Below are 25,821 nucleotides of genomic sequence, written 5' to 3'. Positions count from 1 at the left end.
CGCCGTCAGCCGGCGGGGGCGGCGACGGTCGCGTTCTCGCGGGCGTGCCGGTCCATCTCCGCGCGGAAGGCGGCCACCAGCAGCGGCTTGATCCGGCCGGTATTGCGGTCGCCGCCCTCGCACACCGCCCCGCGCACCCCCACGATGTCGGTGCCGATACGGGTCAGCACGCCGAGGTCGGCCGCCTTCACGCTGCCCGCGAGGGCGGCGAGCAGGCCGGCCTCGTGGGCACGCCGCACGAACTCCGCGCAGGCGTCCGGGGGCACGTGGTCGAACAGCCGGCTGCCGTCCTTGACCGCGGTGTCCAGCATGGCGCCGTCCGAGCCGGAGCGGCGGGCGATGTCCGGCAGGGCGAGCGGGTTGACGCAGCCGATGCGGTGCGCGTCGGCATATCCGGAGGCGACGACCAAGGCGTCCGGCCGGTAGTCCTTCACCGCCCGCACGACCCCGGTCATGACCTCCACGGCCTGCTCGGGGGTGGTGCATCCGTAGAGGCCGACCTTGATGTAGCTGGCTCCGGAGACCGCGGCCCCGAGCGCCGCCTGGGCCACCGTTCCGGGCTTGTACGGTACGTCTCCCACGGTGGCCGAGACCGGTTTGTCGGCCGGCACCGCCTCCCGGATCTCCCGGATGACCCAAGGGTAGTTCGCGCCGAGCGAGCCCTCGTCGGGCTTCTTGACGTCGACGATGTCGAGGTGTTCGGCCGCCTTCGCGCAGTCGAGAGCTTCCTCGACACCGTCCGGGGAGATGAGAAGCAGCAAGGTGAAATCCTTCCACCGCGGGTCCGCCCGCAGGGGCGGAGGAGCGGAGTCGCCCTGGTCCTTCGATGCCTCTTCATCATCGGCGGACCGGTGCGACCGGCGGCAGGGCGCGGGCGGAGTCGCAGGGAGCGTTGATCCGTATCTTCACGCCCCCGAGTGCGCTGCCCACGCCGTACGGCCCCGTCCGGGTGGGCCGCCCCGTGCGCCCCGGCCGCGCCGGCCCCGGCCGCGCGGGCCCATTCGTACGGGCCGCGTCCGCACGGACGCGCTTCCCGTGGCGGGCGCGGGTGGCATGCGCGGCCTGCGGCGGGTGCAAGGAGGGGCGCCCCGGTGCGGGGCGCCCCTCGGGTGCCGTCGTCGTGTCCCCGCCGGGTGGCGGGGCCTCGGAGTCAGCCGTTGACGAGCCGGTTGCCGGCGCTCACCGCGTCGGCGCCGGCCCGGGCCAGGTCGCTGACGGCGCCGACCCTGTCCCCGACGCCGGTCTGCTCCACCACCTCGTGGGTGACGGCGCCGGCCTGCTGTCCGGCGTCGACGGCGGTCGCGGCGGTCTGGGTGAGGGCCGGGCCGAGTTCGTCGGCCTGGGCGGCGGAGGCTGCGGCGGCGAGCAGGAAGGAACCGGCCGCGGCGGCCGTGAGGGTGCGAAGTACGTTCATGATCCGTACAACGCCCGCCGCCCCTCCGGGGCACGCTCCAGGGCCGGTTCGTCACCTTGCGTCCGCACCTTTCACCTGGTCGGGGGGCGCGCCACCGGGCGCGGGCGGGCCGGGTGGCGGGCCACCGGTGCGGCGGTGGAGGCGGGACCGGCGGGCACGGAGCTCCCGCCGCCACGACGCGGGACGGGGTGCGGCACGCGGGTGCGCGAGGCGAGCAGCGCGCCGGCTGCGGGTCCGGCGGTCCACCCGCTCCGCGCGGCCGTCGACGTTCCGGTCCTCGCCCGGCCGGCGGCCACCGGGACCGGGGCCGGGGCCCGGGAAGCGGTGCGCGACGACCCGCTCGACGGCGGCCCGCGCCGGGCCCCGCAGGACACATCGTCACCACCCGTCCGGTGAACGGACACCCCTGTCCGGAATTCGTCCTTGACGGTATTCGGTCAATCGCTCAGCATCAGTCACGCACATCGCACCAGCAGCTCCAGGACCCGCCGGGCACGGTCCCGGCCGGGTACCCCCCGCACGTTCCGTCAGACCCCAACGGAATCCGGAGCCATTCGATGAGCCTCACCCGACGCAGACCCCCGACCACTCCCCCGCGCCGTGCGCGCCGCTCCCGCCTCGCGGCGGCCGCGACGGCGACGGCCCTGGCGGCCGCCGCCGTCCTGGCGACCGTGGCTCCGAGCGCGCAGGCCGCCCTGCCGGCGGCGGCCGCGGCCCCCGACATCCCGCTCGCCAACGTCAAGGCGCACCTGACCCAGCTCCAGTCGATCGCCACCGCCAACGGCGGCAACCGGGCGCACGGCAGGACCGGTTACAAGGCCTCCGTCGACTACGTGAAGGCGAAGCTCGACGCGGCCGGCTTCACCACCTCCCTGCAGCAGTTCACCTCCGGCGGCGCCACCGGCTACAACCTGATCGCCGACTGGCCGGGCGGCGACGCCAACCAGGTCCTGATGGCCGGCTCCCACCTGGACTCCGTCACCGCGGGACCCGGCATCAACGACAACGGGTCCGGCTCCGCCGCCGTGCTGGAGACCGCGCTGGCCGTCTCCCGGGCCCAGTTGCAGCCGGCCAAGCACCTCCGCTTCGCCTGGTGGGGCGCCGAGGAGCTCGGGCTGGTCGGCTCGAAGTACTACGTGAACAACCTGCCGACGACGGAACGCGCGAAGATCGCGGGCTACCTCAACTTCGACATGATCGGCTCGCCCAACCCCGGCTACTTCGTCTACGACGACGACCCGGTGATCGAGCAGACCTTCAAGGACTACTACGCGGGTCTCTCCGTGCCGACGGAGATCGAGACCGAGGGGGACGGCCGCTCGGACCACGCCCCCTTCAAGAACGTGGGCGTCCCGGTCGGCGGGTTGTTCTCCGGCGCCGACTACGTCAAGACCGCCGCCCAGGCACAGAAGTGGGGCGGCACCTCCGGGCAGGCGTTCGACCGCTGCTACCACTCCTCGTGCGACACCACGACGAACATCAACGACACGGCGCTCGACCGCAACAGCGACGCCGTCGCGTACGCGGTGTGGACGCTGTCGGCCGGGACGGTCACCCCGCCCACGGGCACCGTCTTCAGCAGCACCACCGATGTCAACGTGCCGGACAACGGAGCCGCGGTGACCTCGTCGATCGCGGTCTCCGGCCGCACCGGCAACGCGCCGTCCGCCCTCCAGGTCGGGGTCGACATCAAGCACACCTACCGCGGCGACCTGGTCGTGGACCTCGTGGCGCCCGACGGCACGGCCTACCGGCTGAAGAACTCCAGCTCCAGCGACTCGGCCGACAACGTCATCGCCACCTACACGGTCAACGCCGCGAGCGAGCTCGCCAACGGCACCTGGAAGCTGAAGGTGCAGGACGTGGCCGCCCAGGACACCGGCTACATCAACGGCTGGCAGCTCACCTTCTGAACACGCGGGCGTCGAGGCGGAGGGCGGCCGCCCCCGCCCCGACGCCCGCGTCCGGCCCACCGGACGGAGGGCGCGCCGGCCGCCCCGGTAGAGTGGAAGGCCCGTCTTCCCGCAGGTGACGGGGGCGCCGGTGCACAGCCGGCGCCGCCCGTCCGCGCTCGCCCGGTTCCGCTCGAGCAGGGACGCCCCGTTCGAGAGGCCCGACCGTCATGTCCGTTCGCCGTCACGCAACCGTGTTCGCCATAGCCGGCCTGCTCTGCGGAGCGACCGCTCCGGCGGCGCTCGCCGCGCCGAGCCCGTCCGCCTCCCCCTCCGGGCCGGCTCTCCCCGCCGGTCTCTACGGAACCGGGGACCCTACGTACGACGGCGTGTGGCGGCAGTCGCTGGCCTTCATCGCCCAGAAGACCGAGCGCGTCACGCCGGCCGCGAAGGCGGTGGACTGGCTGGTGGGCCAGCAGTGCGGCACCGGTGCCTTCCCCGCCTACCGGGACGCCTCCCGGCCCTGTGACGCGAAGACCGTGACGGACACCAACGCCACGGCCGCCGCCGTCCAGGCCCTGGTCGAGCTGGGCGGGCACCGCGCGGTCGTGGACAAGGGCGTCGGCTGGCTGAAAACGGTCCAGAACGACGACGGCGGCTGGGGGTACGACCCCGGCAGCCCCAGTGACGCCAACTCCACCGCCGTGGTCGTCGGGGCGCTGGCCGGCGCGGGCGTGCCGGTCGCCGAGGTGACCACCGGCGGGAAGACCCCGTACACCGCGCTGCAGAGCTTCGCGCTCCCCTGCGGGGGCGAGGACGGCGGCGCGTTCGCCTACCAGCCGGACAAGGACGGTGCCCTTACCGCCAACGCGGACGCCACGGCGGCCGCGGTGATCGGCTCGATGGGCAAGGGCATGGCCGCCGGCCCCTCCCGGACCGTGAAGACCACGACCTGCACGGACGGCTCCGGTCTCAGCCCGGAGCAGTCGGCGCAGAACGGGGCCCACTACCTCGCCACCGCGCTCGCCGGGTCGGGCCATCTGGACCTGCCGCCCATGCCGGGTGCGGAAGACTCGGCGCCGCAGCCCGACTTCGGCAACACCGCCGACGCGGTCGTGGCGCTGGCGTCCTCCGGTCACACCGCCGAGGCGACGAAGGCGGTCGCCCATCTGGAGAAGAACGCCCTGGACTGGGCCCGCGAGGGCGGCCCCGCCGCGACCGCCCAGTTGGTGCTCGCGGCCCACGCCACCGGGACCGACCCCCGCGACTTCGGCGGGACCGATCTGGTGAAGCAGCTCAACGCGACCGGTCCGGCGCCCGCCGCCGACGCGGCCACCGCGTCCCCCTCCGCCGATCCGCAGGCCGGAGCGGGCGATGACGACGGTGCGGGGCCGGGCGTGTGGTGGATCATCGGCGTGGGGCTGGCGGTCGGCGCCGGGATCGGCTTCCTGATCAGCGGCCGCAAGAGCCGGCAGCTGTGAGGCCGCTGCGCGGGGCGGTGCTGCTGGTGCTGTCCGTCGTGGTGGTCGGCCTGCTGGGCGCGGGCAGCGCCTCGGCGACGGGGTACCGCTACTGGTCGTTCTGGGAGGGCGACGGCGGCAAGGGCTGGACGTACGCCGCACAGGGGCCGTCGACGGTCCGGCCGCAGGACGGGGCGGTGCAGGGTTTCCGCTTCTCGGTGAGCGAGGACTCGCAGGACTCCGCGCAGCCGCGCCGCGCGCCGGACTTCGCCGCGGTGTGCGCGGACACCCCCGCGGCGGACGGCAGCAAGCGGGTCGCCCTGGTGATCGATCCCGGCACCGCCGCGGACGCGCCGGAGGGCGAACGTCCGCCCGCTGCGCGCACCGCCTGCGCACGGGTGTCCCCGGACGCGAGCACCGCGGAGGCGCTGGCGTCGGTGGCCAGGCCCCTGCGGTACGACAGCGCGGCGATCCTCTGCGCGATCTCGGGTTACCCGCGGGCGGGCTGCGGCGAGCAGGTGGCGCCCGGTGCGACCGAGGAGGGTACGGACCAGGAGGCCACGGGCACGGCCGAGGGCGGTCCGGCGGGCGGCGGGGGCTCCGGCGGGCCGTCGGCCGGTGTGCTCACCGGCGTCGGGCTGGTGGTCGTGCTGGGCGGCGCCGCGGTGCTGCGGGCGCGGACGCGCCGCCGCCGATGACCGGCTCCCCCGGCTCCGTCCGGTCCCGCCCCGCCCCGCTCGTCCTGCGCGCCCCGCGTGCGACGCGGAGCAACGCCGTGCCCGCCGGGGCCTGGTGGCTGTGGGCCCTGGGGCTTGCGGTCGCCGCGTCCCGCACCTCCAATCCCCTGCTGCTGGGGCTGCTGGTGGCGGTCGCGGGGTACGTCGTGGCGGCCCGCCGCACGGACGCGCCGTGGGCCCGGTCGTACGGCACGTTCCTGCGGCTCGGGCTGTTCGTGCTGGCCGTGCGGCTGGTCTTCTCCGTGGTCCTCGGGTCGCCCGTCCCCGGCGCGCACACCTTGGCGGACCTGCCCGAGGTGCCGTTGCCCGGCTGGGCGCAGGGCATCCGGGTCGGCGGCCGGGTCACCGCCGAGCAGGTGGTCTTCGCGCTGTACGGCGGGGCGCAGCTGGCGGCCCTGCTGATCTGCGTGGGCGCGGCGAACTCGCTGGCCAGCCCGGCCCGGTTGCTGAAGTCGCTGCCGGGGGCGCTGTACGAGGTGGGGGTGGCGGCGGTCGTCGCGATGACGTTCGCGCCGAACCTGGTCGCGGACGTGGCGCGGCTGCGGACGGCCCGTCGGCTGCGCGGCCGGCCGACCGGCGGCGTCGGGGCGGTGCTCCAGATCGGGCTGCCGGTGCTGGAGGGCGCCCTGGAGCGGTCGGTGGCGGTGGCGGCGTCGATGGACGCGCGCGGGTACGGGCGTTCCGCGCGGGTCCCGCGCGGTGTGCGCCGCACCACCCGGGTGCTCACCCTGGGCGGGCTGCTGGGCGTGTGCGCGGGGACGTACGGGCTGCTCGCCGCGGAGGGCGCCGTCTACGGGCTGCCGCTGCTGCTCGCCGGGCTGGTCGCGGCGCTGGCCGGGCTCAGGCTCGGCGGCCGCCGGACGGTCCGCACCCGCTACCGGCCCGACCGGTGGGGCGCGCGGGCGTGTCTCGTCGCGGGGTCGGGCGCGGCGGTCGCGGCGGCGATGCTCTGGGCGGCGGCCCTCTCCCCGGAGGCGCTGCATCCGGGAGTCGTCCCGCTCACCGCCCCCGTACTGCCGCTGTGGCCGGCGGCGGCCGTCCTGGTCGGGCTGTTGCCTGCCGCGGTGGCCCCGCTGCCCCCTTCCCCGTCGGACTCCGAGGAGCGCACATGATCCGGTTCGAGCAGGTCTCGGTACGGTACGAGGGCGCCGCGCGTCCCACCCTGTCCGGGGTCGACCTCGACGTACCCGAGGGCGAGCTGGTGCTGGTCGTCGGCCCGTCCGGTGTCGGCAAGTCGACCTTGCTGGGCGCGGTGTCGGGTCTGGTTCCGCATTTCACGGGCGGCGTGCTGTCCGGCCGGGTGACGGTCGGCGGCCGGGACACCCGGACCCACAAGCCGCGTGAGCTGGCCGATCTGGTCGGCACGGTGGGACAGGATCCGCTCGCGCACTTCGTCACGGACACGGTCGAGGACGAACTGGCCTACGGCATGGAGTCGCTGGGGCTGGCCCCGGACGTGATGCGCCGGCGGGTCGAGGAGACGCTGGACCTGCTGGGGCTCGCCGAGTTCCGGGACCGGCCGATCACCACGCTGTCCGGGGGGCAGCGCCAGCGGGTCGCGATCGGCTCGGTCCTCACCCCGCATCCGCGCGTCCTGGTGCTGGACGAGCCGACGTCCGCCCTGGACCCGGCCGCCGCGGAGGACGTCCTGGCGGTGCTGCAACGTCTCGTCCACGACCTGGGCACTACGGTGCTGATGGCGGAACACCGGCTGGAACGGGTGGTGCAGTACGCCGACCAGGTCCTGCTGCTGCCGTCGCCCGGCGCCGCCCCGGTGCTCGGCCCGCCCGCAGACGTCATGGCGCACTCCCCCGTCCGGCCGCCGGTGGTGGACCTCGGCCGGCTCGCGGGCTGGGACCCGCTGCCGCTGTCGGTCCGTGACGCGCGACGCCGGGCGGCGGGCCTGCGGGAGCGGCTGGCCGGGGTGGAACCGCCGGCGAGGGCGATCCCGGTGGGCGTCCGCGTGCCGCCGCTCGCCGCCCGCGAGCCCGCGCGGCCGGGCCTGTTCGCCCGCCTGCTGGGGCGACGGGCGGAGGAGCCGCTGGCCCCGCCCGCGGCGGACGGTCCCGTGGTCCGCGCCGAAGGGCTCGGCGTGCGGCGCGGCCGGATCGAGGCGCTGCGCGGGGTCAACCTGACGGTCGCGCCGGGCGAGGCCGTCGCCCTGATGGGCCGCAACGGCGCCGGGAAGTCGACACTGCTGACCACGCTGGTCGGCATGACCGTGCCGACGTCGGGCTCGGTCCTGGTGGGCGGCCTGCGGCCGTCGTCCACCGCCCCGCGCGCCATGGTGCGCCGGGTGGGTCTGGTGCCGCAGGAGCCGCGCGACCTGCTGTACGCGGACACGGTCGCGGCCGAGTGCGCGGCGGCGGACGTGGACGCGGGCGCGGCCGGGGGCAGTTGCCGGGCACTGGTCCACGAGCTGCTGCCGGGGGTGCCGGACGACGTGCATCCGCGTGATCTCTCCGAGGGGCAGCGGCTGGCGCTGGCCCTCGCGCTGGTGCTGACGGCCCGGCCCCCGCTGCTCCTGCTGGACGAGCCGACGCGCGGTCTCGACTACGCCGCCAAGGCACGACTGGTGGGGGTGTTGCGGCGGCTGGCCGCGGAGGGGCACGCCATCGTGCTGGCCACCCACGACGTGGAGCTGGCCTCGGACATGGCGCACCGGGTGGTGATCCTCGCCGACGGGGAGGTGGTCGCCGACGGGCCGGCCGAGGAGGTCGTGGTCTCCTCCCCCGCCTTCGCGCCGCAGACCGCGAAGATCCTCGCGCCGCAGCGGTGGCTGACCGTGGCCCAGGTGCGCGACGCCCTCGGGGGTTGCGCATGACGGCCCGGCCGGTGCGCGCGGTCCGGCTGGGGCCGCGGGCGGTCGTCGCGCTGGTGCTGGTCGGCGGGGTCGGGCTGGTGGCGTTCGGCTGGCCGCTGCTGGCCGGGGCGGATTCGGGGCTGGCGCATGCCGAGGACGCGCCATGGCTCTTCGCCGTCCTGCTGGTGCTGCTCGTGGGGGTGGTGGTCGCGGCCATCGGCGACGCGGGGCTGGACGCGAAAGCGGTGGCGATGCTGGGGGTGCTGGCCGCCGTCGGCGCGGCGCTGCGGCCGCTGGGGGCGGGCACGGCGGGGCTGGAGCCGATGTTCTTCCTGATGGTGCTGAGCGGCCGGGTGCTGGGGCCGGGGTTCGGCTTCGTGCTCGGCTCGGTGACGATGTTCGCGTCGGCCCTGCTGACGGGCGGGGTCGGGCCGTGGATGCCGTTCCAGATGCTGGCGATGGGCTGGTTCACGATGTTCGCCGGTCTGCTGCCGGCCGCCGGGCGGCTGCGCGGCCGGGGCGAGGTGCTGATGCTGGCGGTGTACGGGTGCGCGGCGGCGTTCGCCTACGGCACGGTGATGAACCTGTACGGCTGGCCGCTGATCCAGGGGCTCGGCTCCGGGATCTCGTTCGTGGCGGGCGACCCGCTGCACGAGAACCTGGTCCGGTTCCTCGCGTACTGCGCCGCCACCTCCCTCGGCTGGGACCTGGGCCGGGCCGTGCTCACCGTGGTGCTCACGCTCACCGTGGGTCCCGCGCTGCTGCGGGCGCTGCGCCGGGCGACGCGGCGCGCGGCGTTCGACGCGCCGGCCGGGTTCGAGGAGCCCGCGAGGACGGACCGACCGACCCGCCGCCCGCCGCCCGCTGCCTGAACGACGCGGAGAAGTTCCGGCGGCGGGCGACGGGTCGGGGCGGCCCCGGACGGGCATGAGCGGAGCAGACCCGTTCCGCGGTGGGAGAGCGGGACCGCCCTGCCGAGGGAGACGCCTTCCATGCCTCTCACCGTCGCGGTGCTCGCCGTCCGGGGCGAGTACGACCTCGACAACGCCGTGCCGTTGCGGCGGCGCCTCGAAGAGGCCGCGGCCGCGCATGACGCGATCGTCCTGGAGGCGAGCGGCGTGACGTTCGCCGACTCGACGTTCCTGACGGTGCTGCTCCGGATCAACCTGCGCACCCCCCTGCGGGTGGCCGCGGCCTCCCGTCAGGTGGAGCGGCTCCTGACCATCACCGGCGTCGATCAGGTGCTGGGCCTGCACCCCACCGTGCGGGAGGCGTACGAGGCGGCGGTGCGGGGCGTCGGCCCGGACGGCGCCGGGACATGACCCGGCGGCCGTCGCCGGCGCGCGTCCGGCCGGCGCCGCAGGACGGCCGCGGGCCCGGAGGGATCAGGCGCGCCACTCGGCGGTGCGCTCGGGGGACGCCGCTTCCAGGGCCTTGCGGACCGCGGCCGCGTCAGCAGCCAGACCGTAGACGGGGGTGCCGGGCTGCTGGCGCCAGGACTCGTCCTGGCCGCCGTTGTCGACCGCGTCGAAGCCGATCTCGTCGAGCAGTTCCGTCACGGTCCGCTTGGCCGCGGCGTCGTCGCCCGAGAGGGGCAGGGCGATCCGCGCGGGGTCGCCGGCCGGGCGCGGCTTGTCGAGGATGTCCTGGGCGAAGGTGCCGTTGAAGGCCTTGACCACGGGGTGGCCGATCTGCCGCTCCGTCCAGCGGCTCTCGGTCAGGCCGTCCTCGATCTCGGCGATCTTCCCGTCGCGCTGCTGCGGGTAGTAGTTGCCCGTGTCGATGACGGTCACGCCGTCAGCCGCGCCGTCGAGGAAGCCCTCGGGCAGGTCCGGTACGGCCTTGAGCGGGACGGTGACGACCACGACCTCGGCGTCGCGCACCGCGTCCTCGATGGTCGCGGGGGTGGCGCCGGTCTCCTCGGCGAGCGCGGTGAGGGTCTGGGGGCCGCGCGAGTTGGCCACGCGGACGTCGTGTCCGACGGCGGTGAAACGGCGGGTGAGGTTGCCGCCGATGTTGCCCGCGCCGATGATGCCGATCTTCATGTCATGCCCTTCGGTGGACTCGTGCAGGTACCTCCAGCGCGAACCCCAGGACCCGGCGGGCTTATTCCGTACGGCTCCGTCCGGGCGAGGGACAAGGGCAGGTGCCGCCCTGTTCACCTGCGGAAACAGGCCGGTCACCCATGGTGTCCGCCGCGCCGTGTCACCCGCGTGGCGGTGCGCACCCGTCGGGCGTAGCGTCGCACGGGGGCGAGATTCGGCACGCGGAGTCACGCGTGCACCGATCCGACTTGCCGGGAGGCACGGCATGGTACGGGGTATCCGCAACACCATCGGTTTGATCCTGGCCCTGATCGGCGCGGCCGCCGCGCTCTGGGCTCCGTTCCGTAACTGGTACGCCGGCCGGCTCGGGCACGATTTCCGGGTGTGGGAGCTGTTCACCGGGGCCGGGGTGACGAATTCGGGCGCGGGCCTGTTCGCGTCCCTGTTCCTTCCCCTGCTCGTCGCCGCCGTGCTCACCGTCATCGGTGTGGTGCTGCGTTCGCGGCTCCTGGTCGCGCTGGCCGGCGTCGTCGCCCTCGGCTTCGCCATTCTGTGGATGGTCCGGCAGGGGCAGGCGGAGGGCAGCCTGACGGTCTCGGGCGACGGCCAGGGCCTCGGCAGCGGGGTGGGGCTGGCGCTGCTGGGCGGTCTGCTGATGCTGATCGGGGCGGCCGTCATGGGCGGCCGCGTCAGCCGGGCGGTCCGCCGTGAGCACGACGAGAAGCAGCGGCGCGAGGCGGTGGCCGAGGACCGCGAACGCAGTGGGGCGCGGGCCGACGCTCCCTACGGGATGGCGGCCCGCGAGCAGGACGACCGGGGCGGCAGGGGCCGCGAGGAGTTCGGGGAGCGCGGGGGGTCCGGTGCCCGCTCCGGTGACGTCGGCCGCCCCCCGGCCGACGCTCCGCCGCAGTCGCAGCCTCGCGGCACCGCTCCGCGCGGCCGTCCGGTCCCGGCACGGGACACGGACGCTTCCGACCGTGCGGGACGCGGGGACGCGGACCGTACGCAGTACGAACACGGTGACGGGTCCGGTGGTTCGGGCGGGTCCCACACGGCCGACGATCACCGGTCGCGCCGGTGGCAGCGGCCGGGGGACGACGGGGCCTGAGACCGCGGGCGACCGAGGACGCCCCGGCCCGGAAGCGTGCGACACGCTTCCGGGCCGGGGCGTCGCTCAGCGGGCCGCGAAGTCGTCCCGCAGCCCGGTGAGTATCTTCGCGGCGTGCGGGATGCCGGCCGCCTCGCACCGGGCGATCGCCGCGTCGAGCCGGGTCACCGCCGCACGGGGCCGCTCCAGACCGTTCGCCTCGATCAGCGCGGCGATGCGGACCGCCTCCGCGCGGGGGGCCTCGCCGTCCGGGCCGCCCTCCTCGTGGGCGGCGACGGCGCGCTCCATCTCCGCCAGGGCCTCCTGGTGGCGTTCCGCGCCGGCGAGCACCCGCCCGCGCTGGTAGTGGGTGGCCCCGGCGTGGTACCAGTGGGCGAACTCTTCGTCGTCCGCCGGCACACCGGCCCGGATCCCGTCGGCGGTCCGCAGGTGGGCGAGCGCGGCCTCCACTCCGTCCGGGCCCTCGGCCGCCATGGTGAGAAGGGCGAACTCGCGCGTCATCTCCGCGACCACGTGGGCTTCGGGCGCCACCCGGTGCGAGGCGAGCGCGCGGTCGTAGGCGGCGCGGGCGGCGTCCCAGCGGTCCGCGCGGGCCAGGGCGACGGCCGCCTCGCCCGCGACGAGGGTGTGGGTGTGCTGCTCCTCCCAGCCGGCCACCGCGTCGGCCAGTACCAGGAACTGTTCCGCGGCGGCCTGGTGTTCGTCCAGGTCCCGCAGCCCGCGCGCCAGGGTGAGGCGGATCTGGGCGAGGAGCCGCTCGTCGAGCGCCGCCGCGGCCTCGTCCAGCACGAGGGATTCCAGGATCGCGACCGCGTCGGCCTCCTGGCCGGACCGGGCGAGGGCGTCCGCGAGTTGCAGCCGGACCTCGGCCGAAGCGTTCTCGTCGGGCTCCTCCCGGTCCAGTCGCGCGGCCGCCTCGGTGAGGTGGCGCACCGCTCCCGGCATGTCTCCCGAGTGGGTGCAGGCGTGGCCCAGCAGCATGTGGGTCTGGAACACGGGGAAGGAGGCGTCCGCGTGGTGCAGGGCTCCGGCCAGGGCCCGGCGCAGGTGCTCCACCGCCTCGGCGGGTTCGCCCCGCTGGAGCAGCAGGTGGCCCAGCTGGGCCTCCAGGCGGGGTTTGCGCCAGGGCCGGTCGGCCGCGTCGAGCAGTTCCAGCGCGGTGCGCAGCTCCGCCTCCGCGTCCTCGGCGCGACCGGCGCGGGCCGCCGCGTCGGCCCGGTAGGTGCGTACCGCGACGGACTTGTGGGACTGGCCGAGCCGGTCGGCCTCGGAGACCACGGTGGCGGCGAGGGCCAGGAACCTCTCGCGGGTCGCCTCGGAGGGCTCGGGGAGTTCCGCCACGAGTTCGCCGTGGGCGGCGAAGGCCCGGCACTGGAGGATCAGCAGGTACGTGTCGGCGGCGTCGGCCGCGTCGGCGGGCGCGCCGTCACCGTCGCCGGCGGCGGCGAGCAGTTGTTCCGCCTCCCGCAGCACGGCGTCGAGGTCGCTCCACGACGGACCGACCGCTTCGGTCGCCTCCTCCTGGTCCGTGCCCTCGGAGGCGGGGACCGCGATGCAGGCGACGCGGGCGCGGGCGCCCAGGGCGTGCCACGGCATCGCGGCCTCCCCCGCGAAGAGCTCCGCCGCCTCGGACATGGCGGCGTGCCCGTCGGCCCAGTGCTCGTCCTCGTACGCGGCGAAGGCCCGCTGCCGGGCGAGTTCGGCCCGCAGCCGGGCCTCCGGGCCCAGCGCGGGGTCGTGCGCGTGGCCGTCCGCGGCCACGCGTTCGGCGATCCGCTCCCACCACGCGGTGTCGCCGGGGTGACCCTCGGACGTCATGGTCCGGGCCCGGGTCACCAGGGTGACGAAGTCGTCGGGGATCTCCCGGGCGGCGGCCGGGGCCGGGGCGGGGACCGCGGAAGCGGTGCGCAGTCCGAGCGGCAGCGGTTCGGCGAGCAGCGGCTGCCGGGCGACGCGGGCGACGCGCCGCCCGGAGACGGCGGTGGTGCCGTTGCGCAGGTCGAAGGCGGCCGCGAGGCCGTCCGCCTCGTCGCGCACCCGCGCCAGCAGCGTGCCGGCCGTCCAGTTCCGCCCGAGCGGCCCGGCGACGGCCGTGTCGGCGTGTCCGCTCTCCTCCAGGCGGGTCAGCAGCACCTCGGCCCCGGTCAGGAAGTGCAGCCGGGACAGAGGTGCGCCGGTGACGTCGAAGAGCGCCCGGTTCTCCGCCAGGATCTCCAGACCGCGGCCCTCGTTGCGGGACAGTGCGCAGAATTCGAGGTGCAGGCCCACCTCCTCGGCCATGCCGGACTTGCCTCGCGCGAAGCGGTAGCCCACCAGGTGGTACGAGCGGGCCTCGTCGGTGCGGCCCAGGCGCAGCAGTGGCAGTAGGGCGTGGGCCTGGCTGATGAAGGGCTCCTCGGCGCAGCCCTGCTCACCGCCGAGCACCGGCCGCCACACGTCCAGCGCGGCGGCGTCGTCGCCGGCGCGCAGGTGGTACAGGGCGCGGTGCCGGGTCTCGCACGCCTCGCAGTCGCTGAGTTCCTCGCGCGAACGGGTCACCCACAGGTCGTGGGCGTGGTCGGCTCCGGTTCCGGTGTGGGCGGCGACGAGGTAGCGCATGGCGGCGACCGGCTGCATGCCGTGCCCGGCGTCGCGGTACCGCTCGCGCATCTCCTCGGTCCAGCCCCGGACCGCGTCCAGGGGCACCTCGGGGACCTGGAGCAGCGAGGTCGTCACCCACTTGAAGCGCCACAGCAACTGGTGGACCTCGCCCCGGCTGAACGCTTCGGGGCTGCTGTCCCACAGCTTCAGCAGCCGGGCGAAGGTGACGGGCGCCTTGCGGTGCTCGCCGGTGTACTCGTAGGCCGACATCAGCTCCAGCAGGGCCGTCACCAGGACGTCGGGTTCCTCGAACTGCTCGGCCGCGTCCACCAGTTCCTCGGCGGTGACGGTGCGGTGCAGACCGTAGGGACGCTGGTTGTTCTCGCGCAGCGCCTCGACGACGGCGTCCGGGGTTTCCAGCATTACGGCTCCTTCCGGGGCTCGGGCGCGGTGCCCTGGTCGTGCATGGCGTGGGTGAGCAGTCCGATGAACGCCCGGTTGAGCAGGGCGCTCTCCGCGGCCCGGAGCGGGCGGCGGGTCATCAGCAGCGCCTGTCCGTACAGGGCTTCGGCGGTGGCGGAGGCCAGTCCGTGCTCGGTGAGGGTGGCGGCGCGGCGGACCAGCGGGTTGAGGTGGTTGAGGACGAGCTGGGCCCGGGGCGCCTCGGACCGCAGCGAGCCGAGGATGTCGGCCCACAGCCGGTCGCTGCCGTCGGCGAGTTCGGCCCGGGTGCGTTCGTGGCGGGCGTCCCGGTTGTCCAGCAGCAGCGCGGGCGCGGTCACCGGGTGGAAGCTGCGCAGCACCACGTCGCAGTCGTGGGCGCCGATCACCTCGCGGGCGACGGTCAGGAATCCGGCGGCGGCGAGCTCGGCCGACGGGTCGACGGCGTCCAGGTGGGCGGTGACCGTGGCCGGGTCCAGGTCGGTGACGGAGGTCCCCGGCCGGATCTCGGGCAGCCGGTGCACCAGGTCGCGGTCGTAGGTGTAGCCGCCGTTGACGACGCCGAGACCGGCCGCGGCGGCGATGGGAGCCACCTGCCGGAACTCCTCGACGCTGCGGGTCACCAGGACCGTGGGGTGGGTGCGGGAGAACTCCTCCAGCGTGACGTTGCCGTCGGTGGTCTCGAACGGCAGCCAGGGCAGCAGCATGCCGAGCAGGGCGTCGTCGTAGCGGGCGAGCGCCTTCACCGCGAGGTGGTGGCTGTCGATGAACCGGTGCAGGAGGGTGGGGTCGCTGGCGGCGAGACCGGTGAGCCAGTCGCGGATGCGGGCGCCGAGCGCGTCCCGGACCGCCGAGAGCGTCTCGTCCTCGTACAGCGCCTCGCGGGAGGCGGTGGGCCGCAGGCTGGTGGTGTCCACGACGCAGCGGACGAAGAACGCCCAGTCGGGGAGCAGTTCGGCCGCCCGGTCGGACAGCAGCATGCCCTTGAGGTGGACCCGGTGGCCGGCGCGCTCGGACGGGCTGACGGCCGTGGGCAGCACGTGGGCGACGCCGCGCAGCCCCGCGGCCGGCAGGTCGAGGTCGATGGTGTCCAGCGGGGTGAAGCCGAAGGTGGCGCGGCAGTGCTCGGCGAGCGCCTCGCGGCGCGCCGCCGGGGATCCGTGCCGGCGCTCCCAGGGCGGGGTGTCGTTGATCCGGGTGGGCGCGGAGCGGCCGTCGGCGACGGTGACCTCGTACGGCAGCAGGGCGCCGTAGTGCCGGGCCAGGGCGGTGACCTGGTCGTGGGTCGTCCACTGCGTGCCGTCTGCCCTCGGGGTGAGCGTGACGGTGGTGCCGGGCTCCGGGTGGGCGTGCGCGGGCAGGGTGCGGATGGTGTAGCGGCCGTCCGAGTGGCCGCGCCACTCGACGACGGGGGCGTCCGGGTGGGTGGCGGAGCGGCTGACCACGGTGATTTCGTCGGCCACCACGAAGCAGGCGAGCAGACCGATGCCGAACTGGCCGATGAAGTCCCCACGCGCGGCTTCCAGTTCGCCCTCGGCGGCGCGCTTGGAGCTGCGGCCGATGGTGGCGAGGAAGGTGTGCACGTCCGCTTCGGTCAGGCCGATGCCGGTGTCGGTGACGGTGACGGTGGCGCCGGTGCGGACGGTGATGGTGGCGGGGGCGCCGGGGAAGCGGGACTGCCGGGCGGTGAGCGCGTCGGTGGCGTTCTGGAGCAGTTCGCGGAGGTAGACGCGGGGGCTGGAGTAGAGGTGGTGGGACAACAGGTCGACCAGACCACGCAGGTCGACCTGGAACGTGTGCGCTGTCTCGGAGCGGGACACCTGAGAGGCTTCCTCGATGTGTGGTGAAGGAGGGGGCGGGTGCGTACGGGCCGGAGCACGGCCCGCACGACGCGGAGGGGACCGGCGGACCCGATCGGCGGTCGGCACGCGGCGGACCGGCGTACCGGGCCGGCGCGTACCGGATCGGCGCGGGCGCCGCACGGTGGGCGCCGGACGCGCCGGGTCAGCGGCCGGACCTGGCGCGCCAGGTCCGGAACGCTCTGGCGGCGTCGCCGTCGATGTACTGCCACGGGAACTCGGTGACGCGCCCGTCGAGCGTGTCGAAGAGTTCCGCCGCGGCCTTCTTCTCGCCGGCGAGCGCGAAGGCCATCGCGAAGACGTTGTACGTGTGCGTCCAGCCGGGCGGGCGCCCGTACGAAGGGTGCCGGATCGAACGGTCGGCGGCCTCGTGCAGCGAGGCGACCACCTCGGGTGCGCGCAGGTACGCCGCTTCCTCGGCGCCGTCGAGTTCACCCCGGTGCTCCAGGTGCGCGATCGCCACCAGGCTGCCCAGCGGGCCGCCGGGGACGTCGTCCAGCATGGCGGCGCGCGCGAAGGCGTGCATCTCCTCGTGCGAGCCGCCCCACTTGGCGCAGATCTGCTGCAACTGCTGCTGGTGGGCGCCGAGATGGCGCGGTGCGCGCCGCACGGCCGCCTCGAACCGGCGCCGGGCGACTTCCTGCCCGACCTCGAGTCCGCGGCCGGACATCTGCAGGAAGTACCACGGCGCGACCCATTCCGGCTCGCGCTCGGCCGCCGCGTACAGCTGCTCCTCGGCGAGCCGCAGCCGCTCGTGGAACGTACGGAACTGCTCCCGGGAGACGTGCTGCGCGCGCAGCGCGGTCCGGGCCTCCCACCCCCAGCTGACCCGGCGCGCGCCCGAGACCAGCAGGGTGAGCGCCGAGTCCGGTTCCGCCGCGACCACCTGGTCGAACCACTTCTCCAGCCCGGTGACGTCCGCGGCGTGCCCGACCAGCCGGCTCAGCTGCGTGCCCGGATCGGCCTCGGACAACTGCGCCCGCATCGCGGGCCACTTCCGGTCCGTGGCGGCGGCGCGCACGCGCGCCAGCTCCGGGTCCCATCCGTCGGCGTCCAGTCGCGGCGCGGTTCTGGAAAAACGCCCGAACAACCCCATGTCGCCCCCCTTGTGTGTATTCCGTGGTGATCCGCGGGCGGAACCGTGATCACCTCCCCGGGCAATTGAGTATCACGCCGGTACGACAACGGGGCGTCCGGGGCCTCGACCGGGGGTTCCGGTCTGCTCCCGGGAGCAGACCGCCGGTGATGGACGCGCGGGCCGGCGACCCGGGCGCGCGGCTCCGGCGCGCACAGGGCAGGATCGTTTCCCGGGCGCCGCCGCGGCCGCCCCCGGGCCGGCCAGGCCCGGACCGACCACGCCCAGGAGAAGGCATGCCCCTCGACGTTCCCGCGCTCCGCGCGCAGTTCCCGGCCCTGACGGCGGGGTCGGCCCGTTTCGACGCCCCCGGTGGCACCCAGACCCCTCAGCCGGTGATCGACGCGGTCGTTCAGGCGCTGTCGCGGCCGCTCGCCGTGCGGGGGACGCAGAACGAGGGCGAGCGGAACGCCGAGGCCATCGTGGCGGGGGCGCGGTCGGCGCTGGCGGACCTGCTGGGGGCGGAGCCGCGCGGCATCGTATTCGGGCGCAGCGCGACCCAGCTCACCTACGACCTGGCGCGGACGCTGGCCAAGGGCTGGGGGCCGGGCGACGAGGTGGTGGTCAGCAGGCTCGACCACGACGCGAACATCCGCCCCTGGACGCAGGCCGCCGAGGCCGTGGGCGCGACGGTCCGGTGGGTCGACTTCGATCCGGACGGCGGGGAGCTGCCGGCCGCCCGGTTCGCCGGGGTGCTGTCCGCGCGGACGCGGCTGGTGGCGGTCACCGGGGCGTCCAACCTGATCGGCACCCGCCCCGACCTGCCCGCGATCGCCGAGCTGGTGCACGGGGCGGGCGCGCTGCTGCACGTGGACGCGGTGCACCTGGCGGCCCACGCGTCCGTCGGTCTGGAGGCACTGGGCGCCGACTTCGTCGTCTGCTCGCCGTACAAGTTCCTCGGTCCGCACCTCGGCGTGCTGGCGAGCCGTCCCGAACTGCTGGAGACGCTGCGGCCGGACAAGCTGCTGCCGTCCACCGACGCCATCCCCGAGCGGCTGGAACTGGGCACTCTGCCTTACGAGTTCCTGGCCGCGGCACGGGCCGCGGTCGACTTCCTCGCCTCGCTCGCCCCGAGCGTGGAGGGCACCCGCCGGGAGCGGCTGGCCGCGGCGTTCGAGGAGATCGAGGCCCACGAGGACGCGCTGCGGGACCGGGTCGAGAAGGGCCTGTCCGCGCTCGACGGCGTCACCGTCCACTCCCGCGCGGCCGTGCGCACGCCGACCCTGCTGGTCACCTTCCGGGGCCGGTCGGCGGCGGACGCCTCGCGGTTCCTGGCGGAGCGCGGGGTGGACGCGCCCGCGGGCTCGTTCTACGCCCTGGAGGCCTCGCGCCACCTGGGGCTGGGCGACGCGGGCGGGCTGCGGATCGGCCTGGCCCCGTACAGCAGCGAGGAAGACGTCGACCGGCTGCTGGAGGGTCTGACGGCCTTCCTCGCGGGGACTCCGCACGACTGACCCGGCCGCGCCTCGGCCGGTCGGGCTCGCGGGGCCCGACCGGGGCCCCGCCCGTCCGTCGCGGTCGTCTTGGCGGGCCGCGGCGGACGGGCGGGGCGGAGGGCGGCGGGGGCTCAGCCGCCGATGTTGCCCTGCGGTCCGGCGTACTGCTTGAGCAGGGCGGGGACGTCCTGCGCCGGGTCGAGGGTGTAGGAGTAGTGGGCGGCCGGGTCGAAGGTCGTCCCGTTGGTCACCTGCTTGCCGGTGCAGCCGACCATGATGCTGCCCGACTGCGTCAGGGAGGCCGCCGTGGTGTCCACGTAGAACGGGTTGGCGACGTTCTCGAAGTAGCTGTTCTGGACGACGGTCTTCGAAGCGCCCCTCGACAGGTTCCCGTAGGACGTCACGTTCTGCAGGTAGTTGTTGTAGAGGTGGGCGAACGCGACGTTGTCGATGCTGGGGTTGCGCTGGTTGGTGTCGTGGATCCAGTTGTGGTGAATGGTCATCCGGGCCGTGACGTTGTCGGTCCAGCCGATGCCGAGCGCCTTGTTCTCCGATCCCATGACGTTCCAGGAGATGGTCAGGTAACTGGTGTCCTTGCGGCTGTCGATGAGACCGTCGTTCATCCGCTCGATGCGGTTGTGGTCGATCCAGATGTGGTCGGCGGTGTCCATCTGGATGCCGTCGTAGTCGTAGACCTTGTCGTCGGGGTCGTCGTCGGCCATCCGGGCGTCACGGATGGTGAGGTTGCGGATGATGACGTTGCGCACGCCGGTGCCGAGGAAGAAGCCGCCGTGCACGATCTCGCCCCGAGTGCCGACACCGACGATCGTCTTGTTCGACTTCACCGGTATCTCGTGGCCGTACGGGCTGACCGTGACGGCCGACGCGACCTTGATGACGTAGGGGGCGTCGGCGGTGGCGTACTTCACCAGGTCGGCGAAGGTGGTCACGGTGACGGTGGCGCCGGCCGCGCCGCCCGTGGTGCCGCCGCCGGTCGAGGCGAACCCGTCGGCCTTGTCGGACCAGACCCGCCCGGTGCCGACCGGCTTGAACGCCCACTGCTTGTTGGTGTTGGCAGTGCAGGTCTCCTGGATGATCGCCGCGCCGTTGCTGGTCGAGGCGCCCTCGTCACTGACGCACAGGCCGCTGTTGACGTTGACGATCTGGTACGTCCCCGAACCGCTCGGCGTCAGCGTCCACATCTGGTTGGTCTGCCCCGCGCAGCCGTACTGCTGGAGCCGGGTCCCGCTCGCCGTCGAGAAGTCCGGCACATCGACACACTTACCACTGCGCACGTTCACCAGCCGGTACACACCCGAACCCGCCGACGCCAGCGTGAACTGCTGCCACGGCGAATCAGCCGTACACCCCCACTGCTGCAACAACGCACCGTTCGCCGTCGAACCCCCCGGCACGTCCACGCACTTCCCGCTCTTCGTCACCGCCAGCTGGTACACCCCACCCGTCGCCGGCAACGCCGCCGCAGCCGCCGGAGACACCGACCCAGCGGCCAGCAACCCCCACACCCCCAGCACGAACGCCACCACCACCGCACCGAAACCGGTCGTCCTGCGCCTCGTCATGATCGTCTCCTTCGTCTCGTACATCGGGAAGGCCGAAGCCGGGTTCATCGGACGGGGTTCCATCCGTCAACGCCCGCGAGGTACTTCTGCGGGGTGTGGGCGGCGGCCTGCGCGTCCGCGAGCTGCGGGCGGTTGCCGTTGACGCTGGCTCCGGCGCCGGTGTTGCGGTACTCGCGGAACCGGGCGTTCTGCCAGGTGCTCGTTGACATGTTCGTCCACGGCTGGCCGGTGGCCACCGCCGCGGAGAGGGTGCACTCGCGGTAGAGGACCTGGGCGTCCTGGCGCCACGGCCGGCCGAGCTGGGTGGTCCCGGAGACCGCGCCGGTGACGGAGGACTTGTAGAACAGGAAGCCGTAGGCGCGCTCGGCCGGCGTGCTGGCCGCGGTGATCGGGCCTCCGGTGGTCCGCTTCTCGTGGATCCGGCTGTTGTGGAAGACGGCGATCCCGCCTCCGTAGATGAAGTCCACGGTGCCCTCGACGTACGAGTTCCACACGTAGACACGGGCGTTGTTGTTCACCAGGAAGGTGTCCTGGTCGCCGAGCAGGCGCACGTCGTCCAGGACGGCGCGGTCGGCGTCGAGGTACAGGGCGAGGGCCTGGTCGCCGGTGTCCGAGCTGTTCTCGTCGAAGTCGTTGGACAGGGTGAGGTTGGCCGCGGCGAAGTCGTGGCCGAGTGCCACGACGGTGGCGCTGCCCGCGGTGCCGTAGTCCCCCGCGTTCCGGTTGCCGACGAGGACGACGTCGTCGGGCGAGTCGCCGGAGCCCCGGAGGGTGATGTAGGGCTTGTCGGCGGGGACCTTCACCGGCTGCCGGTAGACGCCCGGCTTGATGGTGATGACCACCCGGCTCGCGTTGCCGGAGCCCACGGCGTCCACCGCCGCCTGCACGGTGGTGTACGTCCCCGTGCCGTCGGCCGCGACCGTGTCCTTGCCCGCGGACACCGGCTTGAACGCCCACTGCTTGTTGGTGTTGGCGGTGCAGGTCTCCTGGATGACCGCCGTGCCGTTGCTGGTCGAGGCGCCCTCGTCACTGACGCACAGGCCGCTGTTGACGTTGACGATCTGGTACGTCCCCGAACCGCTCGGCGTCAGCGTCCACATCTGGTTCGTCTGCCCCGCGCAGCCGTACTGCTGGAGCCGGGTCCCGCTCGCCGTCGAGAAGTCCGGCACATCGACACACTTACCACTGCGCACGTTCACCAGCCGGTACACACCCGAACCCGCCGACGCCAGCGTGAACTGCTGCCACGGCGAATCAGCCGTACACCCCCACTGCTGCAACAACGCACCGTTCGCCGTCGAACCCCCCGGCACGTCCACGCACTTCCCGCTCTTCGTCACCGCCAGCTGGTACACCCCACCCGTCGCCGGCAACGCCGCCGCAGCCGCCGAGGACACCGACCCACCGGCCAGCACCCCCCACACCCCCAGCACGAACGCCACTACCACCGCACCGAAACCGGTCGCGGCTCCGTGCCGCCGGTGCCCCCGCTCGGGGCCGGGCCGGTTCTCCGGGTCTCGCCACATCTGATGCTCCTTCGGACAGCGGGTACGGCGACGGGCGTCGTCGCCCCTCACCGGCCGCGGCAGGAGAGGCCGCGGTGCCCTGGTAGATGCGTGGGGCGGAAGGGGATAACAGAAATCTCCGGGAAATCTTTCGGATGGGGCGGACCGCCCCGTCGCCGGTGTCGGGGCCGCCGCCCGCACCACGTCTCACCGCTGCTCCGCACCACGGTTCCCCGACTAGACCTCGGCGCAACGGGAACTGGCCGGTCGCACTCCTCGAGCGGGGGCCGCAACGAGATCTTTACAGTGTCCCGGCGCTGTGCCACGATGCGGGCCCTCGGCAAGATCGATCGGATCGAATGACCGGTGGGGCGGAAACCATGGCAGAGCCCCGTTCCGACGCCACGGAGGACGTCACCGCGCTGGTGGAGGCGGCGAAGGCGGGCGACGCGGCGGCGATGGAGCGGCTGGTCGCCCTGCACCTGGGCCTGCTCTACGGGATCGTGGGCCGGGCGCTGGACGGGCACACGGACGTGGACGACCTGGTGCAGGAGACCATGCTGCGGATCGTCCGCGGCCTGCCGAAGCTCCGCGAGCCCGAGCGGTTCCGGTCCTGGGCGGTGACCATCGCCTACCGCGAGATCCAGCAGTACCAGCGGCGGGGCGCGGGGCGCACACCCCTGCGCCGGGACGTGGAGAACGTGGCCGATCCGCTGCCCGACTTCACCGAACGGACCGTCGCCGAGCTGGCACTGACCGGTCAGCGCCGGCACCTGGCCCTCGCCGGCCGGTGGCTGGATCCCGACGACCGCCGGTTGCTCGCCCTGTACTGGGAGGAGGCGGCGGGCCGCCTCACCCGGTCCGAGCTGGCCGGGGCGCTGGGGCTCGACCGAAGCCACACCGCGGTACGGCTGCAGCGGATGAAGGAGCGGCTCGACGCGGCGCGCCTCCTGGTGCACGCCCTGTCGGCCTCGCCCAGATGTTCCCGGCTCGTCGCCGAGACGAAGGGCTGGGACGGCACGAGCAGTGCGCTGTGGCGCAAGCGGCTCACCCGCCATGTGCGCACCTGCGCGGAGTGCGGGGCGCACGGGCACGGGCTCGTCGCGCCGGAGAACCTGCTGCCCGGCATCGGACTCGTCGCGGTCCCGGCGGTCCTGCTCGCCGGACTCCGGGACGCCGCGGTCTCCACCGGGCCCGCCGGGTCCCTCGCCGCGCCGTTGCTCGACCGGGTCCGCGAGGCGCTGCACCCGGTGGCCGCGAAGGCGACCGCGGCGACCGCGGCCGTCCTCGCGACCGGCGCGCTGGGGCTCCTGCTGTGGCAGTCGCCGGCGTCCCCGCCAGAGTCGTCCCCGTCGCCCCGGGCCACCGTGTCCGCGGTGCCCGGGGCGGGGGCGCGGGCCGGGAACGCCCCTGCCACCCAGGACCTATACGTGGCGCCGGACGGCTCCGACTCCGGCGACGGCAGCATCGGCCGGCCCTTCGCCACGCTGGGCGCGGCGGTCTCGCGGGTGCGGCCGGGCCGGACCGTCTATCTGCGCGGCGGGACCTACCGGCTCACCGAACCGGTGGACATCTCCGTCACGGGCACCGAGCGGCGACGCATCACCCTGACCAACTACCCGGGTGAACGGCCGGTGCTGGACGCCTCCGCGCTGCCCGCCTCGTCCTGGGCGATCACCCAGACGGCGAGCTGGTGGACCGTGCGGGGTCTGGAGATACACGGCTCCGCCAGCCATGCGTACGTCTGCGTCGGGTGCGCGCACATGGTGTTCGACAGGCTCTCGCTGCACGACAACGCGGAGTCCGGCCTGACGCTGCGGGGCGGCGGCACCGTGGCCAACGCGGTGCTCGACAGCGATTTCTACGCCAACCGGGGCGTCGAGGACCACGGCCGCAGCGGGGTGGGTCTGGCGATCAAGTTCGGCTCCGGCGAGGGCAACGTGGTGCGGGGCTGCCGTACCTACGACAACGCCAACGACGGCCTGGACCTGGGGGGATTCACCGGCCCGGTGACCGTGGAGGGCAACTGGTCCTTCGGCAACGGGGTGAACCGGTGGCGGGACGGCGACTGGCAGGGGAACGGCAACGGGTTCACCCTCGGCGGGGGCGGTATCCGGGCTCCGGTGGCACACGTGGTGCGGAACAACGCCGCCTGGGGCAACACCGGGCTCGGCTTCAACGACGAGGGGAACACCGGACGGATCACACTGACCCGGAACACCGCCTACCGCAACGGAGTCGACGGCTTCCACCTGCCCACCGCGGCCGCGGAGGCGACCGCCAACACCGCGGTCGCCAACGGCCGCGACGCCGTGCTCGGTCACGGGGTCCGCTCCTCGGGGAACAGCTGGGACGGCGGCGGAGCCGGTGATCCCTTCGTCTCGACCGATCCCGCGGCCGTCCGGTCCGCGAGGCCGGCCGGAGGCGGCCTGCCGCCGACCGACTTCCTCCGCCCGCGAAGCACCGACGGTGCCGGGCGTGGAGCGCCGATGACGGTCTCCTGACCGCCGTGCCCAGGCCGTCCGGGGGCGCCGATGCCCACCTGGGGGCGCGGTGCGGGACCCCACGTCCGCCACGCGCCGCGCGAGCGCGGAAGCCGGTACGGACGCCGGTGTTTTCACCGATGCGACAGTCATCGGGCGGGACGACTCTGATCGGGTCAACCCCTTCTCCGCATCAGGAGCTTCCCATGCGTCGTCGTTCCCCGCGCCGTCTGCTCGGCGTTCTCGCGGCCGCCGCTGCCGCGTTCACCCTGTTCTCCTCGGCGTCGGCGGCCGGCGCCGCCGACCAGGCGCCCGCCGCCAGGACCACCGCCGCGGTGGCGCCGCTGTCGACCAGTACCCCGGTCGTCTTCGTCCACGGGTACACGGGCAGCGCGTCGAACTGGGTCACCGCCAAGACCGTCTTCCAGGCCAAGGGCTGGGCCTCGTCCAAGCTGTTCACCTACGAGTACAACTCGTACGGCAACAACATCACCAACGCCCAGGGCCTGGCCACGTTCGTCAACAACGTGAAGTCGCAGACGGGCGCGAGCCAGGTCGCCATCGTCAACCACTCGATGGGCGGGCTCGTCAGCCAGTACTACCTGAAGGTCCTCGGCGGGAACACCAGCGTCAGCCACCTCGCCTCCATCGCCGGCGCGAACCACGGGACCACGTACGCGAGCGCGTGCCTGATCTACGTCACCTGCCAGCAGATGTACCCGGGCTCCTCGTACATCTCCACCATCACCTCGGGCGACGAGACGCCCGGTGCGACCAAGTACGCCACCTGGTACTCCGCGTGCGACGGCATCATCCTCCCGTACACCAGCACCAAGCTGGACGGCGCGACCAACAACAACGTCGCCTGCCAGACCCACATCGGGTACCTGACGGACACGATCACGCTCGGCAGGATCGCCGACTTCGTCGCCTCCTGACTCCGTGCCGGCCGGGCCCGCCCACGAGGCGGGCCGACCGCGCCCGAGCCCCGGACCCGGCGTTCGTGACGCAGGGTACGGGGCTCACCGACGTGCGGGCAGCCGGTCACGGGGGCTTTCGACCGGAGTCACGGCGGAGGCTGATTCGGCATCACCCCGAGGGCCACCGGCGGAGCTTCAGGCGGAGGCGGGCGTGGTGCCGGCGGTCAGACTCCGGGGCCGCAGGTCGGTCCAGTGTCGTTCCACGTAGTCGAGGCAGGCCTGGCGGCTGTCCTCGGGGTGGGCCACGGTCCAGCCGCCGGGCACCTCCGCGAAGGCGGGCCACAGGGAGTGCTGCCCCTCGTCGTTCACGAGCACCAGAAAGGTGCCGTCCTCGTCCTCGAACGGATTGGCCATCGACAC

Annotated in this window: 20 protein-coding genes; 11 read left to right on the top strand and 9 right to left on the bottom strand. The window is 74.1% G+C overall.

Annotated elements, in window-relative coordinates; all coding sequences use genetic code 11:
• Positions 1-5 precede the first annotated feature (5 nt).
• Positions 6-761 carry a (5-formylfuran-3-yl)methyl phosphate synthase gene (locus tag Q0994_RS23460; RefSeq protein ID WP_299538045.1) on the bottom strand — a complete coding sequence of 252 codons (756 nt, stop codon included), beginning with the start codon at positions 759-761 and terminating at the stop codon, positions 6-8.
• A 389-nt stretch (positions 762-1,150) separates the two neighbouring features.
• Positions 1,151-1,414 (bottom strand): hypothetical protein, encoded by a 264-nt coding sequence (locus Q0994_RS23455; protein ID WP_299538044.1) that lies wholly within the window; start codon positions 1,412-1,414, stop codon positions 1,151-1,153.
• Between the two features lie 557 nt (positions 1,415-1,971).
• Here Q0994_RS23455 and Q0994_RS23450 point away from each other — a divergent pair.
• The 7 genes from Q0994_RS23450 to Q0994_RS23420 all read left to right on the top strand — a co-directional run bounded on the left by Q0994_RS23450 (position 1,972) and on the right by Q0994_RS23420 (position 9,628).
• On the top strand, positions 1,972-3,327 hold the full coding sequence (locus Q0994_RS23450) for a M28 family metallopeptidase (RefSeq protein ID WP_299538043.1): 1,356 nt from the start codon (positions 1,972-1,974) through the stop codon (positions 3,325-3,327).
• 209 nt (positions 3,328-3,536) lie between these two features.
• Complete coding sequence (locus tag Q0994_RS23445; protein ID WP_299538042.1) at positions 3,537-4,787, top strand: prenyltransferase/squalene oxidase repeat-containing protein; 1,251 nt, start codon at positions 3,537-3,539, stop codon at positions 4,785-4,787.
• Positions 4,784-5,464, top strand: coding sequence for an SCO2322 family protein (locus tag Q0994_RS23440; protein WP_299538041.1), 681 nt, complete (start codon positions 4,784-4,786; stop codon positions 5,462-5,464). Before Q0994_RS23445 ends, Q0994_RS23440 begins: the two co-directional genes overlap by 4 nt.
• Positions 5,461-6,615, top strand: coding sequence for a CbiQ family ECF transporter T component (locus tag Q0994_RS23435; RefSeq protein ID WP_299538040.1), 1,155 nt, complete (start codon positions 5,461-5,463; stop codon positions 6,613-6,615). Before Q0994_RS23440 ends, Q0994_RS23435 begins: the two co-directional genes overlap by 4 nt.
• Positions 6,612-8,327 carry an ABC transporter ATP-binding protein gene (locus Q0994_RS23430; RefSeq protein WP_299538039.1) on the top strand — a complete coding sequence of 572 codons (1,716 nt, stop codon included), beginning with the start codon at positions 6,612-6,614 and terminating at the stop codon, positions 8,325-8,327. Before Q0994_RS23435 ends, Q0994_RS23430 begins: the two co-directional genes overlap by 4 nt.
• On the top strand, positions 8,324-9,178 hold the full coding sequence (locus Q0994_RS23425) for an ECF transporter S component (RefSeq protein WP_299538037.1): 855 nt from the start codon (positions 8,324-8,326) through the stop codon (positions 9,176-9,178). Before Q0994_RS23430 ends, Q0994_RS23425 begins: the two co-directional genes overlap by 4 nt.
• Positions 9,179-9,298: 120 nt before the next feature.
• Complete coding sequence (locus Q0994_RS23420) at positions 9,299-9,628, top strand: STAS domain-containing protein (protein WP_299538035.1); 330 nt, start codon at positions 9,299-9,301, stop codon at positions 9,626-9,628.
• A gap of 63 nt (positions 9,629-9,691) precedes the next feature.
• Here Q0994_RS23420 and Q0994_RS23415 read toward each other — a convergent pair whose 3' ends face one another.
• Positions 9,692-10,618, bottom strand: coding sequence for an NADPH-dependent F420 reductase (locus tag Q0994_RS23415; protein ID WP_299538034.1), 927 nt, complete (start codon positions 10,616-10,618; stop codon positions 9,692-9,694).
• Between Q0994_RS23415 and Q0994_RS23410 the strand changes: the two genes are divergently transcribed.
• Positions 10,617-11,459: a hypothetical protein gene (locus tag Q0994_RS23410; RefSeq protein WP_299538032.1), complete on the top strand. Its 843-nt coding sequence runs from the start codon at positions 10,617-10,619 to the stop codon at positions 11,457-11,459. The two genes, Q0994_RS23415 and Q0994_RS23410, sit on opposite strands and share 2 nt — an antisense overlap.
• A 66-nt stretch (positions 11,460-11,525) precedes the next feature.
• Here the strand turns inward: Q0994_RS23410 and Q0994_RS23405 are convergent, their stop codons facing one another.
• The 3 genes from Q0994_RS23405 to Q0994_RS23395 form a co-directional block, all read right to left on the bottom strand.
• Positions 11,526-14,462 (bottom strand): hypothetical protein, encoded by a 2,937-nt coding sequence (locus tag Q0994_RS23405; RefSeq protein ID WP_299538031.1) that lies wholly within the window; start codon positions 14,460-14,462, stop codon positions 11,526-11,528.
• Positions 14,462-16,300 (bottom strand): HSP90 family protein, encoded by a 1,839-nt coding sequence (locus Q0994_RS23400; RefSeq protein WP_299538030.1) that lies wholly within the window; start codon positions 16,298-16,300, stop codon positions 14,462-14,464. The genes Q0994_RS23405 and Q0994_RS23400 overlap by 1 nt, the downstream gene beginning before the upstream one ends.
• A 184-nt stretch (positions 16,301-16,484) precedes the next feature.
• Positions 16,485-17,435 (bottom strand): hypothetical protein, encoded by a 951-nt coding sequence (locus Q0994_RS23395; protein WP_299538029.1) that lies wholly within the window; start codon positions 17,433-17,435, stop codon positions 16,485-16,487.
• A gap of 275 nt (positions 17,436-17,710) precedes the next feature.
• On the opposite strand from Q0994_RS23395, the gene Q0994_RS23390 reads away from it, so the two are divergent.
• On the top strand, positions 17,711-18,928 hold the full coding sequence (locus tag Q0994_RS23390; RefSeq protein WP_299538028.1) for a cysteine desulfurase-like protein: 1,218 nt from the start codon (positions 17,711-17,713) through the stop codon (positions 18,926-18,928).
• 113 nt (positions 18,929-19,041) lie between these two features.
• Here Q0994_RS23390 and Q0994_RS23385 read toward each other — a convergent pair whose 3' ends face one another.
• Both Q0994_RS23385 and Q0994_RS23380 read right to left on the bottom strand, forming a co-directional pair.
• Positions 19,042-20,541, bottom strand: a complete 1,500-nt coding sequence (locus tag Q0994_RS23385; RefSeq protein WP_299538027.1) for an RICIN domain-containing protein — start codon at positions 20,539-20,541, stop codon at positions 19,042-19,044.
• Complete coding sequence (locus tag Q0994_RS23380) at positions 20,538-22,019, bottom strand: pectinesterase family protein (protein WP_299538026.1); 1,482 nt, start codon at positions 22,017-22,019, stop codon at positions 20,538-20,540. Before Q0994_RS23380 ends, Q0994_RS23385 begins: the two co-directional genes overlap by 4 nt.
• 359 nt (positions 22,020-22,378) lie before the next feature.
• Between Q0994_RS23380 and Q0994_RS23375 the strand changes: the two genes are divergently transcribed.
• Positions 22,379-24,502 (top strand): sigma-70 family RNA polymerase sigma factor, encoded by a 2,124-nt coding sequence (locus tag Q0994_RS23375; protein WP_299538025.1) that lies wholly within the window; start codon positions 22,379-22,381, stop codon positions 24,500-24,502.
• Between the two features lie 185 nt (positions 24,503-24,687).
• Positions 24,688-25,419 (top strand): triacylglycerol lipase, encoded by a 732-nt coding sequence (locus Q0994_RS23370; protein ID WP_299538024.1) that lies wholly within the window; start codon positions 24,688-24,690, stop codon positions 25,417-25,419.
• Positions 25,420-25,596: 177 nt separating this feature from the next.
• Here the strand turns inward: Q0994_RS23370 and Q0994_RS23365 are convergent, their stop codons facing one another.
• Entirely contained in the window at positions 25,597-25,815 is a 219-nt protein-coding gene (locus Q0994_RS23365; protein WP_299538023.1) for an MbtH family protein, read from the bottom strand.
• Positions 25,816-25,821: the final 6 nt, after the last annotated feature.

The organism is uncultured Streptomyces sp., from assembly GCF_947488945.1.
Lineage (GTDB): Bacteria > Actinomycetota > Actinomycetes > Streptomycetales > Streptomycetaceae > Streptomyces.
The sequence above is the reverse complement of the archived record's forward strand: the minus strand, read 5'-3'. Positions and strand labels throughout refer to the sequence as shown.